General features: G+C 43.6%; 15 protein-coding genes. 12 read left to right on the forward strand and 3 right to left on the reverse strand.

The genetic code is table 11. The features are described 5' to 3' along the window. Positions 1–122: 122 nt before the first annotated feature. From RTV33_RS12740 to RTV33_RS12750, 3 genes are all read right to left on the reverse strand, one after another. Positions 123–509 carry a type II toxin-antitoxin system PemK/MazF family toxin gene (locus RTV33_RS12740; RefSeq protein ID WP_312644819.1) on the reverse strand — a complete coding sequence of 129 codons (387 nt, stop codon included), beginning with the start codon at positions 507–509 and terminating at the stop codon, positions 123–125. 638 nt (positions 510–1,147) lie between these two features. Next, on the reverse strand, positions 1,148–1,600 hold the full coding sequence (locus RTV33_RS12745; RefSeq protein WP_312644821.1) for a sigma-70 family RNA polymerase sigma factor: 453 nt from the start codon (positions 1,598–1,600) through the stop codon (positions 1,148–1,150). Positions 1,601–1,754: 154 nt separating this feature from the next. Further along, complete coding sequence (locus tag RTV33_RS12750; protein WP_170313502.1) at positions 1,755–1,913, reverse strand: hypothetical protein; 159 nt, start codon at positions 1,911–1,913, stop codon at positions 1,755–1,757. A gap of 297 nt (positions 1,914–2,210) precedes the next feature. Here RTV33_RS12750 and RTV33_RS12755 point away from each other — a divergent pair, with 297 nt between their 5' ends. From RTV33_RS12755 to RTV33_RS12810, 12 genes are all read left to right on the forward strand, one after another. Then, the gene (locus tag RTV33_RS12755) at positions 2,211–2,423 is read left to right on the forward strand and encodes a helix-turn-helix transcriptional regulator (protein ID WP_117418225.1); all 213 of its coding nucleotides are present in this window, start codon (positions 2,211–2,213) and stop codon (positions 2,421–2,423) included. 32 nt (positions 2,424–2,455) lie between these two features. Beyond that, positions 2,456–3,892: an ABC-three component system protein gene (locus RTV33_RS12760; protein ID WP_312644823.1), complete on the forward strand. Its 1,437-nt coding sequence runs from the start codon at positions 2,456–2,458 to the stop codon at positions 3,890–3,892. Next, complete coding sequence (locus tag RTV33_RS12765) at positions 3,870–4,118, forward strand: ABC-three component system middle component 7 (RefSeq protein ID WP_117418227.1); 249 nt, start codon at positions 3,870–3,872, stop codon at positions 4,116–4,118. Before RTV33_RS12760 ends, RTV33_RS12765 begins: the two co-directional genes overlap by 23 nt. Further along, entirely contained in the window at positions 4,087–5,790 is a 1,704-nt protein-coding gene (locus RTV33_RS12770) for a DUF2326 domain-containing protein (RefSeq protein ID WP_312644827.1), read from the forward strand. The genes RTV33_RS12765 and RTV33_RS12770 overlap by 32 nt, the downstream gene beginning before the upstream one ends. A 14-nt stretch (positions 5,791–5,804) precedes the next feature. Then, complete coding sequence (locus RTV33_RS12775; protein WP_312644829.1) at positions 5,805–8,252, forward strand: DNA methyltransferase; 2,448 nt, start codon at positions 5,805–5,807, stop codon at positions 8,250–8,252. Continuing rightward, positions 8,249–10,768 carry a DEAD/DEAH box helicase family protein gene (locus tag RTV33_RS12780; RefSeq protein ID WP_312644831.1) on the forward strand — a complete coding sequence of 840 codons (2,520 nt, stop codon included), beginning with the start codon at positions 8,249–8,251 and terminating at the stop codon, positions 10,766–10,768. Before RTV33_RS12775 ends, RTV33_RS12780 begins: the two co-directional genes overlap by 4 nt. Before the next feature lie 22 nt (positions 10,769–10,790). Beyond that, on the forward strand, positions 10,791–11,402 hold the full coding sequence (locus RTV33_RS12785; RefSeq protein WP_312644833.1) for a hypothetical protein: 612 nt from the start codon (positions 10,791–10,793) through the stop codon (positions 11,400–11,402). 34 nt (positions 11,403–11,436) lie between these two features. Then, on the forward strand, positions 11,437–13,209 hold the full coding sequence (locus RTV33_RS12790; protein ID WP_312644834.1) for a DUF262 domain-containing protein: 1,773 nt from the start codon (positions 11,437–11,439) through the stop codon (positions 13,207–13,209). Between the two features lie 30 nt (positions 13,210–13,239). Continuing rightward, positions 13,240–13,920 (forward strand): hypothetical protein, encoded by a 681-nt coding sequence (locus RTV33_RS12795; protein ID WP_312644836.1) that lies wholly within the window; start codon positions 13,240–13,242, stop codon positions 13,918–13,920. Positions 13,921–14,006: 86 nt separating this feature from the next. Continuing rightward, positions 14,007–14,399, forward strand: a complete 393-nt coding sequence (locus RTV33_RS12800) for a hypothetical protein (RefSeq protein ID WP_312644838.1) — start codon at positions 14,007–14,009, stop codon at positions 14,397–14,399. Positions 14,400–14,417: 18 nt separating this feature from the next. Continuing rightward, on the forward strand, positions 14,418–15,602 hold the full coding sequence (locus tag RTV33_RS12805) for a hypothetical protein (RefSeq protein WP_312644840.1): 1,185 nt from the start codon (positions 14,418–14,420) through the stop codon (positions 15,600–15,602). 72 nt (positions 15,603–15,674) lie between these two features. Next, positions 15,675–16,706, forward strand: coding sequence for a macro domain-containing protein (locus RTV33_RS12810; protein ID WP_312644842.1), 1,032 nt, complete (start codon positions 15,675–15,677; stop codon positions 16,704–16,706). The last annotated feature ends 5 nt before the right edge of the window (positions 16,707–16,711 follow it).

Genomic DNA, 16,711 nt, shown 5'->3' on the forward strand with positions numbered 1-16,711 from the left:
GCGTTCCAAGTCTTTTTTAACCTGTTCAAGCTCCTTGTTGGTCATGCCCTTGACGGCTGCAAGCCGTGTGAGCTGCTGCAGGGCGGCAGCGTACATCAGATTATCGGATACCTGTGCGTTTGTCATGGCGTTTCCCTCCCTGATAAAATAGGCGCCGGAGCCAGCCCGACGCTGATTGCCAGTGCCTCGTCAATTTTTTGCATTTCCTGTTCATCCAGCCTGCCGACATATTCCCGAAGCCTGCTGCGGTCGATGGTGCGTATCTGCTCCAGAAGCACAAAGGACTCCTTCAGGCGGCCGCAGGCATGACCGATGCTTGCATGGGTGGGGAGCGGCTTTTTCGGCTTCGCGGTAATGGCGGCGGCAATCACGGTGGGACTGTAGCGGTTTCCAACATTGTTTTGCAATATGACAAGGGGCCGAACGCCGCCCTGTTCCGAGCCAACCGTTGGATTTAAATCTGCGTAGTAGATGTCACCTCGTAAAATGGTATTTTGGAACTGTTTCAAATACACACCTCTTTCCTATGCCCATATTCTTAATGGCACAAAAATAGAGACCGCCCTGTATGATCTGCTTTGCTGTGAGAGTCTTTGCAGGCAGGGCGATCTCCATTGCTTCTAACATTAAGATTTTTCTCGCTGTGCTTAATTCAACACTATTCCCCAAGCACGCAGAGCTCTGGTGTATACGAGCTCAAAAGGCGACGGCCTGAACTGCGGCTGGCTTCACCGCATCATAGGAATCTCACCTCCACCGGGATCTCCGCTGGCTGCCCTCATTGCGTGGTCCCCCTGTCAAGGGGGGCTGTGACTGGACAGAAGTATCAATATAGGCTGACGGGGTCATTGCGAAACAAGCTGCCACAGCCTGCTTTTCGGACGGATGGGTACCGCTTTGCACCTTATTTGGCCGTCTTTGATAGGAGCAGAAAGAAACAACGAACAGAAAATAAGTGCTTTCGTTTTCTTACTGCCTGCCTACAGGTGGTCTTGGCGCATCCTCCGGGGTCGCTTTCCCTTTTTTGGGGCCGTCAGCTAACGTATTCAGGTCGTCGGATATGAAATTTTCAAAGAGCAGTGAGGGTGAATAGAAAAACCCCCTCACTACTAAGCCGATTTCGTGAGGGGGTCTACAAAAAATATTTTTACTTTTCTATCATTTTTTTGAGCTTCAGCCGAATCTGTCGTTCACGGTAGCTGATAGTTTGTTGCTTGATACCGGTTTCCCGCTCCAATTCCGACTGAGATTTTCCTTGAAAGTACAGGGCAAAGATTAAAGCCTGTTCCTCCTTAGAAAGCTGTGCGAGGCACCTGTGGAGCTTTTCCGTTATGAGCTTGTCCATGACCACATCCTCCACACGGGGAGAGACAAGGTCTGGAATACCATCCTCACCTGTAGTTTCCGCCGTATCCATGGCACTGTAATAAAAGACGCCGTTTGCCGTATCCCTTTCCTCCAGATAGGTTTCACGACGCTTCATGCGGTGATAGGTAAAATAGACTTCTTCGCTGACCGGCACAAGCTGGTCCTGCACCTTGATTTGGTATTTTTTCTTGCTCTCCCTCTGACGCTGAGTATCTCTTTTGATGCTTTTCATAAAATCTGCTCCTTTGAATTTCAAATTTTTGAAATCCGCCGGAACCGTCGAATCCGCATAAACGAAACAAGACGGCAGGAGAACCTCCTTTGCAGGAAGTTCCGCACTGCCGTCTTGCGTTCTGGCGGATTTCATTTTTGTTACTAAGGTACGGTTATGCTACAGGTTTTACACGATCATGCGTTATGTTCAATGTGCCATCGGTATTTACGGTGATACGAGTAACGCAATCTTTTATTTGAATTTCAAACAGACGTTGATCACTGCTCATATCGCCGATGCGTTTTTTATTCAGGTTTCTTACTTCGGTCATAGAAATGCTTCCCTCCCCTCGACTGATTTTTGAGTGTTCAGGCATATAAAGCAAAAGCTGTTATCGCCTTACGCAATAACAGCATACTAATTTATGGGACAAGCTTGGAGGTGTGGGAATAGCTTTCCGGTAGCGTGTGAGTAGCGAATTTTTAATATTGTACCAAGTTCATGCATGAAGTCTAAATATGCAAAGCCGATATCAGCGTTAATCAAGTTAACCTTGATATCAGTCTCAAAACGTGATAAAATATTCCAAATAGGCTATTTGAGGGCAATGCTCTTTGGAGGAGATATTATGGCGTTCAGCTACAATAAGCTATGGAAAATACTGATAGATAGAAAAATGATGAAAAAAGATTTGATGGCTATGACGGGCTTAACTACAACTACTATGGCAAAGTTAGGCAAAGAACTGCCGGTCAGCATGGACGTTTTGGCGCGCATATGTAAGGCTCTCAGATGTAATATTGGAGATATCGTCGATTATATTGATGAAGAAAATAAATAGGATATAGTTCAGTTTGAATGGAGGGTTTCGGCATGAGGTTATGTTTTGGCTCATATTTAGCGATTCTTGTTCCGTGCAAGGCAGTTAATATTGATAATAAGCAGTTGTGCGAAGCACTTCTTCATTCTGTTGCCCCCAATTATGAGTTTACATTTTCAGGGCAGGAAAATGCAGATCGTGTCAGAGAAGATGCCACATCAAAATTATTGCGGTGTGAACAAAATCTCTCAAAAGATATTACTGGGCCAGCCCGCAGCGCCGTTCCACAAGAAGTAGCCAGCTACTTTAAGAACAATGTCATCAAACTGTTGGACAGTAATTTATCCAAGCAGATAATCCTGACACTTAAAGACATGATTGGTAATGATCTTCCTGAAAAAGATGGGAAGAAAATACATGGTATTTACGATGATACGAAAGTCGAGCTGGTCAATGGCATAACCAAAAAAGAATTGGCACCACAAACCGAATTCTGTTTTCATTCGTTTTTGGCCGGAGTCTTTTTATATGTTGTCACAAATACTACGAACCGAAGCGGTAAAAAGACGATTCGATCTGTTACACAAGAGTATGTTCTTTCCTTCACATCTCGGATTGAAGAAATAACGCTCCTTGAGGATAATGTGTCAAATCGGGCCCGCACTTATGATTATAGAAACGGAAAGACCGATACAGAATTCGCCGAAGGTGTCGCAGAGTATGTTATAGACAAAATCAAGCAACTACCTCAGCCATCAAAGCAGGACGATTCCCTGCTTGTTACTCTGCTGTCAGAAGCTAATGGAAAGTGTTTATATTGCGGTGGTTATCTTGGAATTCCCAAGCGAGGGAAGATTCCGGTTAAAAACTGTGAAATTGTCTATTTGAAGCAGTCACCAGATGAAGCGGACAGCTATGAAAATGCGGTAGCATTATGTACAAACGAATGTGCTTCTCTTGTTCCGGTGATGTCATCTGATGAAATAGCAGAGTTGCTTGAAAAAAAACACCGTTGTGCGGATATTCAGGCATTTCTTGACAGAATATCCGGCATTAAGTTTCAGGATGAAATAGAGACTGTTCTGCGCGAAGTTCATAAGACAAAGAATGCGCAAGGACTGGAACCAACAGATATCAAGGATTTGGTTGAGATTGAGCGTAAGATTCACGAACCTTTCCTGAAGGACAAGATTAATGCGAGTATGGCTCGCTTATATAAAACTGTAAAAAACACTTGCTCCCGTCTTGAACAGGAAATCGGATTTGACACGAATATGTTTGGGGAGTTAATGAAATCCGCTTATAAGCTGCTCGAGAGTGGAATACAGAAAAAATCAGATATTATCGATCCACAGGAATACATAGCAGATCTCTTAGTTGAAAAACTATTTTCACAAGTTGGACAGAGACATAGAGACGCCTGTGAGATCATTGTTGGATATTTAGTGAAAAGGTGTGATTTGTTCAATGAAAATACCAAGCAAAGTTAATTCCTTCTCCGATAGCGTCATTGCTCTTTTCGCACCTATCTTGGAGAAATTAGAGGAGCGGGATATGACCCCGCATGAACTGCTCGAAGCGACACGGACAAAAGTATCGGAAATAAGCATATTTCTTGATGCTCTTGATTGTTTGTATAAACTTGGGCAAATAGAAATACCTGACGGGACGGAGGTACTCCACTATGTTAAAGCGGATAACATGCGAGAAGTTTAAAACTCAGCCGGAAGATTTCCGACCTGGGCTTAACGTCATCCTTGGCAGTTCGGATGGCAGCAACGCTATTGGCAAGTCCACTTTTCTGCTGATACTGGATTTTGTGTTTGGAGGGGATAACTACCCGAAATCCGCAAAGGATGTGATCACTTATATTGATCACCACACGATAAACTTTATCTTTGAATTTGATGGTTTTTCCTACTTTTTTTCTCGAAGCACAAGCCGCCCGTCCGTGGTGAATCGCTGCGACAGCCAGTTCCATGTCATTGAGGAAATGAGTGTGCCGAACTATCGCAAATGGCTGTTCCACGAGTATAGAATACTTCTGAGGAGTATTACTTTTGATGAAATTGTAGAAAGGTTCTTTCGTATTTACGGCCATGGAAGCCATAATGAACACAAGCCTCTGCAAAGCGAGCGCGAATCAATGGCAACGGCTGTAGAGTACCTTATGAAATTATTGGATAAGTTTGAAGCCATCCAGAATCTGAAAACCGCCGAAGAAAGCTATGGCATCAAGCCAAGCAAACAAGCGGAACGTTCCATATCGGATATCACGGCTGATATAGGCGAGAATAAGGATAAAATAGAAAGTCTGGAAAAACGCAGGGAGAGGCTGTGCAGACAAAATGAAGAGGCCAACCTGCGCGCTTTGGGTATTGATCCACAGCAAGCGGAGCGGCTTGCTGAAATTAAGAGTGAGTTAGGTAAACTGAGCCGCCGGAAGAGTCGTTTGATATCCCAGCTTAATGCAGTCCGCAACAATATGCCTGGTAATGACGGAGTGCTAAAAAAAGACTTTTCGGCTCTGCTCCGTTTTTTCCCTGATGCTAAAATTGATGCTTTTACTGATGTTGAAGCTTTCCATGCTAAGATCAACGGTTTTCTTCGCGCTGACATTGAGGAAGAAATTGCACGGCTGACGCCGCAAATTGAATACATAGATGCCGATATTGCAAACTATGAGAAGCAAATCGAGGGTTCAGGAGTCGCCAAATCGCTCTCGCAATCCATTCTTACTCAGTACGCCCGTGTGTCACGGGAAATAGAAAAACTGGTTGAAGAGAATGAAGCGCTGCAAGGCGAAATGGAGCAAATGGAAAAGCGCAAGGAGATTGAACATCTGCTGGCGAATCTCCGCAAACGGCAGGAAGAAGCTCTCGCCGCTGCTCAGGATGAAGTGAACGCTGAAATGCAGCGAATTAATGATATTATTACCGGCGGTGACAGAACTGCGCCAGAATTGACGCTAAAACCGGACAAGACCTTTGAGTTTGAAACCCCCGATGATAAGAGTGAAGGAACAGCATTTAAGAGTCTGGTAGTGTACGATCTGAGTATGCTCGCTTTAACTCCGCTCCCTGTTCTGATTCATGATTCAAGCATCGTTAAGCGCATAGAGGACGCGGATTTTGAAAAGATACTTGGTTTATATCAGAAAAGCGGTGAAAACGGCAAGCAAGTGTTCATCGCATTTGATAAGGCAGATACTTATACACCAAATACATACAAAATCGTTGATAAGGCGTCAGTTCTCCGCCTGTCCGTGGGTAATGAATTGTTTGGTATGTCTTGGAGTCGGCAAAATGCTGTGCCAGAGACGGAGCCCATACCCAGAGCAGATGCCGAGGATAAGGCGAAAACAGAACAGCGAAACGATAAAGAATAAGGAGATAAAAGCACATGGCGGCTATTAAAGACCTATTACAGCAAATTACTGATCCAATGCTGCGTGAACGGCTGACGGAGGAAGTAACCCGCATCAGTAAAAATAAAAAGTTCGGTCTGGTATTTGAGGAACACGTCCCTGAATGTACTCCGCTCTATGGCGTACCCATAAAGTGTGATTCGACCGTTGCACGCAAGACAGGCAAACTAAACCAAATTTACATAGTAAAAAAAATTGACGGCAAAACTGCCGTCTGTGAGGATAAGGTATCGTCAGAAATAACAACCATACCTTTATGCGATCTGGTTGCTGTGGCACAGTTTGGCGATCCTATTTTTCCTTCGCTCGAACCCATTGCTAAAGTAGAAAATGCGCCGAATGACAGCCTCTGGCACACGATTATTGAAGCGGATAACTACCATGCTCTTCAGCTTTTGGAGTACCTTTATGAGGGACAAGTGGATTGCATATACATAGACCCGCCCTATAATACAGGGGCAAGGGACTGGAAATATAACAACGACTATGTGGATTCCAATGATGCTTACAGGCATAGCAAATGGCTTTCGATGTTGAAGAAGAGATTGCTGATAGCAAAGCGCATCCTTAATCCTGAAAATAGTGTGCTCATCATCACAATTGATGAGCGCGAATATAACAATCTGGGCATGCTTCTTAAAGAGATGTTCCCAGAAGCAACAATACAGATGATTTCAACTGTCATTAACCCTGCCGGAGTGACGAGAACGGGTGGATTTTCGAGGACAGATGAGTATATCTACTATGTAATGCTTGGTGATGCAAAGCCGCAAGCATTGCCTTTATCTGATGAATGGCGTGGCAATATCAAAGGCGGATACAAGGATAAACTGCGCTGGAATGGACTTCAACGATCTGGAACTGGCATATTAAGGAGCGACAGGCCTAATATGTTCTACCCTGTTTTCATTAGTGAAGACGGAAAGCGAATCATAAGCGTAGGAAACCCAATACCGCTTGACGCGGACAGACAGCAAGTGCAAGTTCCGCAAGGTACTGTTGCCGTGTGGCCAGTTTTCCCGGATGGTAAAGAGGGACGATGGCGCTTAGGTCGGGGGACGCTCTTACATCTGATAGATAAGCACTATGTAAAACTTGGCAAGTTTAGAGGAGAATCGACATCAATTACCTACCTTGCACGTGGTGAGCAAATGAAAGTTGAATCAGGCGATTTTCCTGTGATTGGCTATGCTGATGACGGTTCTGTTATTGTTGACGAAAGTGCATACAAAGCAAAATTTGTCCCAGGTACGCAATGGTGGATATCTTCTCACGATGCTACTCAAAAAGGGACAAAAATGTTGACCGCCTTGCTGCCTAACGTTAGCTTCACATTTCCAAAGTCCCCATATGCTGTCAAAGACGCTATTAGTTTTTTCGTTTCTGATAAGTCTAATGCTCTTATCATCGATTTCTTCGCCGGTAGTGGAACGACTCTTCATGCTGTTAATTTGCTGAACGCTGAGGACAATGGAAAACGGCGATGCATCCTTGTAACAAACAACGAAGTCTCCGAAGCCGAAGCCCAAATATTGACTGAACGGGGATACCAGCCGGGTGACCCCGAATGGGAAAAGCACGGCATTTGCCGTTCGGTGACTTGGCCGCGCACGGAGTACAGCATCCTTGGCAAACGGGCTGATGGTACGGTGCTTTCAGGCGAATATTTTACAAACCAAACAACGACAAAAGAAGTCAATCGCTCGTTCTATCAGCTTGGCTTTGTTGAAAATCCTGCATCACTTACCCCTGCTGCGAAAAAGCAGATTGTTGCTCTCATCGGTAAGGATAAGCTGCCGCAGTCTCTCGTGAAAGCAGACAGCCGTTTCATTGTATCAGAAAAGCATACAGCGTCCGTGTTGTTTGACCCTGATGCTGCTGATGAATGGCTCAATGTCCTTGAAGATCAGGAGCATATAACCGATTTCTATATCGGGGCAAAAGACAGCCGAACATATAATAACATCAGACAAAAGGTCGTGGACCTTCTCGGTACGGTCACGGTAACCGAACCTCTGAAGCGCCCGATGAGCGAAGGTTTCGCCGCTAATGTAGAATACTTCAAGCTTGGCTTTCTTGACAAAAACAGCGTGTCGCTCGGTCAGCAATTCGCCGAGATTCTCCCCTTGCTATGGCTGAAAGCTGGAGCGATTGGCAAGCGCCCCGAGCTGGACAGTGCGGAACTGCCGAATATGTTGATTTTGCCGCAGAACTCTTTTGCAGTTCTCCTTGATGAAGACTGCTACGGTAAATTTGCCGAGACTTTGCTGGAAACGAAAAATATTGGTACGGTATATTTTGTTACAAACTCTGAGGAAGCGTTCAGAGAGATGTCGGATGGTATTGGGATCGAGCAAACTTATCAGCTATACCGCGACTATATTGATAATTTCGTAATCGGGAGCAGGAGGAATAATCTATGAGAGCAACGTTATTTCCGTTTCAAGAATCGGCACTTGCCGACTTGCACGAGAAGATAAAAAAAGCACATGCCTATTGGAGTGAAAAAGATCCTCAGGTCATTTCGTTTACTGCTCCCACGGGTGCCGGTAAGACAATTATTATGACCGCTTTATTTGAAGATATTATCTTCGGCCATGCCTATGGAGTAGCGGAGCCGGATTCTGTTTTCGTTTGGCTTTCGGATATGCCGGAACTCAATGAGCAGACACGTTTGAAAATTGAAAGCAAATCGGAAAAATTTCGCACAAGGGACATTCGGGTAATTGACTCGACTTTTGATGCAGAGTATTTTGCCCCCGGCGGCATCTATTTTCTGAATACACAAAAGCTCGGTTCGGACAAGCTGCTCACGCAGAAATCCAATTTGCGCGAATATACGATTTGGGAAACAATTGCAAATACTGCGGAGCGTCAGCCCAAGTCCTTTTATGTCGTAATCGATGAAGCGCACAGAGGAACATTTACTTCCTCACAGGCCGAAAACAAAGCGCAATCTATCATGCAGAAATTTGTTAAGGGCAGTAAAGAAGATACTCTCCCTGTTATGCCGCTTATTATCGGAGTGACCGCTACACCTCAACGGTTTCAAAAGCTTGTGGCCGATACAACATCTACTATACAAAAAGTTGTCGTTCCCCCGGAAGATGTGCGAGAATCCGGTCTTTTGAAAGACAGAGTTATTATTCACTTCCCAGACATTGCAATCGGTGCCGATATGACGATGTTTAAGGAAGCTGTTGCCAATTGGAAGAAGAAATGTGAACGGTGGCAGTCTTATTGTGAACGCGAGGAAATTAAGAAACCCGTCCGCCCTGTTCTTGTCATTCAGGTTGAGGACGGAAATGAACGTGAAATCACTCAAACAGATTTGGATTCCTGTATCTCTATACTTGAGGACGCTATCGGGCGCAGACTTCAAGCCGGAGAAGTTGTTCATACGTTTGATAAACATGAAACCATTAAAAGGCATGGGCTGGATATACGCAGGGTGGATGCTTCCCGCATTGAAGAAGATGAAAAGGCTCTCGTTGTGTTCTTTAAAATGAATCTTTCCACTGGCTGGGACTGCCCCCGTGCCGAAACAATGATGTCGTTCCGGCACGCAAACGATTATACTTATATCGCCCAATTGCTCGGACGTATGATACGTACCCCGCTTGCCCGTCGTGTGGAGTCTGATGCCGAACTGAACAATGTAGGTCTATTCCTTCCATTTTTTGATGAAAATACAGTCAAAATGGTGGAGCAGGCATTACGCGACAGCGAGGCAATTGTTCCTGCTGAAACCGGATCGCATAAGGAGCTTATCACCCTGAAACGTGATCCTGCATTTGCCGATGTATTTAGCGATATGAATTTAATTACCTATCGCATAGATTCCGCACGGAAACAACCCGCACTCCGCAGACTGATTGCGCTTGCCCGTGCGCTAACGCAAGACATGATTGCGCCTGAAGCGCGAAAAAGCACACTGAAAAAGGTACTTGATGAGTTTGAGTCGGAAATAGCCGCATTGAAGAAAAGCGGCAAATTTGAGGAGATATCTAAAGCTGTTACAGGCTTGGCGCTGCGAACGCTTACCATAGATTACGGCAGCAGCGCAGAAGGGACAACAGACAACATATCAGAAATTGTGGAGCTCTCAGAATTTGATATCAACAACCTCTTTGAACGGGCAGGAAAAGTGCTCGGTGAGGGTCTGCACAAGGAATATTGGGTTCGTCACGCTGTCCGTGATTTTAAGGATGTAAAAACAGAAATCATTGTGTTGACAAACGATAATGCAGCCATGGAGCGGCTTGAATCGTTTGCAGACAAGCTGTTCAACGAATTATATGACATGAATAAAACAGCATTCCGAAAATTGAAAGAGGATCGTAGAGATGCTTATAAAAAGCTGGCTCTATCATCAACGACCCCAATTGCGCTTGACTGGGAACTGCCCCCAACCATTGATTTTTTGATTGGCGAAGATGCTGTAATTCTGGAAAAACACCTCTACATCCCTTCTGATGGTGGTGAATTCAAGGTAAGCCTGAATGACTGGGAGCTTGGTGTTATCAGGGAAGAAATGAAGGATGAAAAGGGTGCTGTAGCGTGGCTCCGCAACCTTGACCGTAAAAGGTGGTCATTGGAAATTCCATACGAAGTGGACGGAGTGGTAACTTCGATGTTCCCTGACCTGATTGTTGTCCGAGCTGATGCGCATGGATATGTTTTTGATGTACTTGAACCGCATGACTCAAGCCGTAAGGATAATTATCCGAAAGCCGTTGGATTGGCCAAATTTGCAGAGAAGCACGGAGAGCATTTCGGACGTATTCAATTGATCCGCAAGGTAAAAGGCGCGGACAAGCGAGATCACTTCTATCGCTTGGATATGGGAAAACTGAGCGTCAGAAATAGGGTTCGCGGTGTGATATCTAATGCCGAACTCGATAGAATCTTTAATGAGGATGCACAAACAGAGGAATAGTCTTCAAGAAGGAGGAAACATCGTGGCTAATTGTGAATATCCATATCCGGCGCTGACCGTGGAAAAAAAGCATGGTGACGAGTGTTTCCTTAACGGCTGCTGCTCCGCTCATCTTGTAGACTTTTGGAGATGGGCATACTCCGATCTGATGGGAAATACGGAGCGTGGCAAACTCGCCGAGTACATTGTTTCTCTGGCAATGCACTGTGCCAATGGTGTTAGCGAAGGCTGGAGAGCTTTTGACGTGTTGACACTCGAAGGAATAAAAATCGAAGTGAAAACCTCAGCCTATTTGCAGAGTTGGGCGCAAAAGAGGATATCCAATATTCGTTTTGGCATCCGTGAAACTCTGGCTTGGGATTCGGTTACGAATACTTATGCGGAAATTGCTATGCGCCAAGCGGACGTTTATGTGTTTTGCGTTCAAAACTGCAAAGAACAGAAGTTGGTAAACCCGCTTGACTTAGCACAGTGGGATTTTTATCCCATTGCTACAGAAGCTCTGAACGCTGCCGTTAGCAATCAAAAATCAATAGGATTAAATACGTTATTGGCCCTTGGTGTCAAAAAGTGTTCTTTTACCGAGTTGCGCGACACAGTAATTTCATTGGCCAAGACGCCGATTGACAGATAATAACAATACGAATAAAAAGATTTGGAGGTACTTTATGGCTTTTCAAACTGCACTAACAATCAAGGAAACAATTTCCAATATACATAGCAAAAAATATTTGCTGCCGTCTATTCAACGTGAATTTGTCTGGGATGTAGACCAAATAACCCAGCTGTTTGACAGCCTGATGCTTGGCTATCCTATTGGTTCCTTTCTGTTTTGGGAGGTTAGCCCTGCTAACGTGAAGGAGTTTGTTTTTTATGAATTTCTTCGGAATTATCACGAACAGGAAAAGGATGGTCGGCACAATCCGAAAGCAAGTATTATCGGTAACGAGACCGTCACTGCTATTCTTGATGGCCAGCAACGCTTGACATCGCTGTATTTAGGATTAATGGGGACATACGCCTATAAAAAACCGTATATGCGGTATGACAATCCGAAAGCCTACCCTATAAGAAAGCTTTATCTGAACTTACTGAAAAAATCGGATGATGATGACTGGTTTTATGATTTTGCATTTCTTACTTCTGATGAGTGCAAAAATGACGATAGCCACTACTGGTTTTTCGTTGGGGATATACTGGGTTTTGATAAACTGTCTGATGCGATGAAGTACCTCCAAAAAGTCAACAGCTATCTTGTTAAAATCGGACAAGGCTCATATGATGAGGAGAAAGCAGAATTTGCCACCGAAACACTTAGTAAACTGTGGCAAGCGATTCACGCCGATGGAACGATCAGCTATTATCTTGAAAAGAGCGATAAACTGGACAAAGTCCTCAACATATTTATTCGTGTAAACAGCGGAGGAACACCACTCAGTTACTCCGACCTTCTCCTTTCCATTGCTTCTGCACAATGGGATGATCTGGATGCCCGTGAGGAAATTCATAGTGCCGTTGACGAAATAAACGCAATCGGCAGAGGATTCAATGTCAATAAAGATTTTATACTCAAAGCCTGTTTAGTCCTGTGTGATTTCCCTGACATAGCCTTCAAAATTGATAACTTCAATCACACTAATATGATGAAGATACAGTCGGAATGGTCAAATATTATGGCTGCCCTGCGAGAAGCGGTGACCCTTGCTGCCAGACTGGGTTTTAACAGAGATAACCTGACATCAAATAACCTGTTCATACCTATCGCCTATTATATTAAACACATAGGCTTGCCTTCAAATTTTGCGGCATCACCCAAAAATGCTGAAAACGTAAGGACAATTAAAAAATGGCTTGTAAGCGCCATGCTGAAGCGTGTGTTCAGTTCCCAGCCTGATGGTGTCCTGCGCCCTATTCGGGAGATAATCGCTAAAAGTGATGGTTCGATCTTTCCACTTAAACAAATTATTGAGCGGTTTAAGGGAACAAACAGAACACATGAATTCACGGATGCTGACATTGAAAATCTGCTGTATCTCAAATATGGACAAGGTGATACGCTGACAGTGATGTCGGTTCTCTACCCTTGGGCAGACTTGCACAATTTGTTTCATATGGATCACATTTTCCCAAAAGCAGAGTTCACAGAGCGCAAGCTTCGTAAGATGGGAGTTCCTTCGGATAGAATTTCAGATTTCTTGGAGAACTTCAATTACATAGGAAACCTTCAATTACTTGAGGGGCTGGACAACACATCAAAAACCAATAAAGATTTTAAGAAGTGGTTTGAGGATAACCTGCCTACAGAAGAGGCAAAGACTGCCTATCGGCAGAAACATCTGATACCCGACGGTGTTGATCTTGCGTTTACAAACTTCCCGGAATTTTTAGAAGCCCGTGAAGCTTTAATAATTGATAGATTAAAAAAGGAACTGCAAGGATAGTTTGTGAGAAAAGAACTTGGGGGATAGACGGTGGATTTGAAAATTGAAGAGCTATGGCATTCTACCTGCCAAGACGACTGGCTGATTGCCGAAAATTGTTATTGGAATCAGGTTTCTCACGCCAATAGAAGTCTGGAAAAGTCGCTTGAGGTATTAAATCCAGATGATATAAAACAAATGAATGTTGAGACATTTTATCGCTTTCTCCACGATACTTACTTTGTCTGGAAATATACTGCCAAAAATCGGCTTGCCACCACTCGCGCACAGCTAAAAAGGCATTTGACTGACATCACAACACTGGCTGAGATTCAGAACGAATTGTTTTCTTTTGATAAAACACAAATTCGTACTGGACTTGAGATCGCAAGCAGGATTCGAGGTTTGGGTATCGCCGGAGCGTCAGGATTGCTTTCAGTTTTATTCCCTGATTATTTTGGAACGGTTGACCAATTTGTAGTGAAGTCCTTGCTGCGTATTGATGAGTTAAATGAACTTGAAAATCTTGTTCGGATGCGCCCAGAGGCGTTGACGCTTGCAGATGGCGTAATGCTTGAACAGATATTGCGCGCAAAGGCAGACGAATTGAATCGAATATTCCAGACTGGCACATGGACGCCAAGGAAAATTGATAAAATCCTTTGGGCATATCGTGAAAAGAATGAAAATTCGCCTTCTTTGAACAAAAAGTTAAAATTTGAAATTACATAACAAAAATCGGTTTTAAGTTCACTTTTTTGGAAAAGAGAAGTATTGAAAAATTGTTGCAAAACAAAGAAAAGGAGCACTAATTAATTATGAAAACCGTTTCTAATTTAAATGAATTAATCACGAACATCCAAACTTTAGATGGATACCTCAATGCTCAAGTTGATCCGGAATATGATTTTGCCCTTAACTTAATCAAAAACGGAACTTGCTTTGTTGCGATGGAAGATTCCAGCGTTTATAGATTTTATCCCAGTAGATTCATTGGTTACGCTGACAATTCAATGGACGCTCATTTGAACAACGTGGAAAAAGACGGGAAAGAGACTAATCCGGCTATATCAAGAATTTTGGGTGCCAAACCTTCGGTCAATTCTATCTTAAATAAGGAATATGCAAGATACTGCGAAACATTGGGCTTTGAGCCACGTTATAAAGGCGCATTTGGAAGCGAAAGAAAGTTCTGGGTAATAGAAAAATGATTAACAGGAGCAAATACGATGTACGACTTAGATAAAATACTCGATGAAGTACGCACAAAGTACTATGCATCAACGACTTTACCGCGCCCTAATATCTTATGGTCTGATGAACACTGGACAGCCATCAATGGCAAATACGATTTATATAATAATCAGATTACTATTAGCCGGGCATTAAATAGTAATGACATTTCTTATGAAGCTTTGGCATCCGTCGTTTATCATGAAAGCTTGCACCAGGATTTTGCAGACCATGACCGCAAATTTATGCTGAGGGCAAATAGATTTCCTAATTACAAGACATATTCAAAAGAGCTGGATGAATACCTTAGCGATTACTCACTTAACTTGAAATATGACAAAATAACAGCTGATTATTCAAAAGGTAAAAACGAGGTGGTTTTTGTTATCATTCCTTATCTGGAAGATTTTCAAAACGCCTTTACTTTTTATGATGGGAACATTTATATTGACACAGAAGCAGAAATTTCAAATGTTTCAAAAAGCAACTTGACAATCTTTCTGGTAGACAACGGAGAAAAATACCATATTGTTGCTTGGGCGGAAAATGCAGAGTTTTTTAAGTTTCAGAAGCAGATACTTCATGGCGATTTCGGAGGGCTTGACTTTTCTTATAGAATTTGGACTTTGAGGGATAATGTAAAAATTCTTTTTAACACAACATGTACCTATGCTATTGGGAAAAAAGCGTTTCCTGTTTCTTTAGAGGCTGACAAGTTTATCATATATGATATTAGATCAGATGTAATACAAGAAGATTTAAAATATGTAAACTCATATTGCGAGGGGTTTTATGAGTTGGGAATGGCTCCTTTCGCAACAGAGATAGCCGCACCATATCTGCAGCTTGCATATAAGGAGTTGTATGCAATAGCTGTCAATGAGGTTGGGTTCCGGGGAGTATGGGCGGCAAATGCACTATGCAAAATGAATTTGAATTATGATACGCTTTTTAATAGAGCTGATGCTCTGAGGGATAGCGGACTTATTACATTGGCTTATCATGAAATGAAAAAGGCGTATTCTTTGGCAAGTAAAAATTCTAACTGTGTCGTAGAATTAATTAAATTATGTGCTATGGTATCAGATTTCTCTCTCGGCAATCAGTTGATTAAAGAACTCTCTGGTTCGATTGCTGTAGATGAATATCTTTCCAATAGTATTGCCCATCTTCAAAAGTAAAGGCATTGTATAATTCAGCGACGTTAAAAAAGTAGATAAATAATGGTTCATAACAAGAGAGGAGGTGTGTTAATGCCGTTTACTATTGTCCGTCAAGATATAACAAAGCTGAAAGTTGACGCCATCGTCAACGCAGCTAACACCGAATTGCAAATGGGCGGCGGGGTCTGCGGAGCGATATTTAAAGCAGCGGGAACAACGCAGCTCCAATCTGCCTGCGATAAACTCGCACCGATAAAGACTGGTGATGCCGTTATCACGCCGGGGTTTGATCTTTCGGCGAAGTTTGTCATTCATGCGGCGGGTCCGGTTTATCGACATTGGAATGAGGCAAAGAATGAGAAAGATCTTCGTGCCGCATACACAAATTCACTGAAACGCGCCGTTGAAAATAATTGTGAAAGCATAGCATTTCCGTTAATTTCAAGCGGCATATATGGCTATCCAAAGGATAAAGCACTAAAAGTAGCTACCTCGGCTATTCAGGACTTTCTATCTGGCCATGACATTGATGTGGCTCTTGTGGTATTTGATAAATCGGCATTCACCATAAGCCGTGAACTGCTCGGTGCGGTGGACAGCTACATTGACGAACACCACGTCGATACGCACCAAATCCAACGGCGGCAACTACTTGATGTGGAGCGGGAATACTTAGAGGAAGCCGATGAAGGCGTCAGTAAGTACAATGAGCCTTTTTTTGAAGAGATGCTTGCTCCGTCCGTTGGCGCACCCACACCGCTTGATGATTTGGTCGGCAACCTTGATGAGCCGTTCTCCAAGACACTCCTACGCTTGATTGACGCCAAGGGCAAGACAGATGTGGAAGTCTATAAACGGGCCAACCTTGACCGCAAGCTGTTCTCTAAAATTCGGAGCAACAAAGGCTATATGCCGAGCAAGGGCACAGTGATTGCCCTTGCTGTGGCACTGGAGTTATCTCTCGACGAAACCGATGACCTCTTGAAGCGGGCGGGATATGCGCTTTCCCACGCCGTTAAGTTTGACGTGATTGTGGAATATTTTATCACAAACGGCAGGCATGATGTTTTCGAGATAAATGAAGTGCTGTTCGAATACGACCAGCCGCTGCTGGGAGGTTGATGATT

Source organism: Hydrogenoanaerobacterium sp., assembly GCF_032017025.1.
Classification (GTDB): domain Bacteria; phylum Bacillota; class Clostridia; order Oscillospirales; family Ruminococcaceae; genus Hydrogenoanaerobacterium.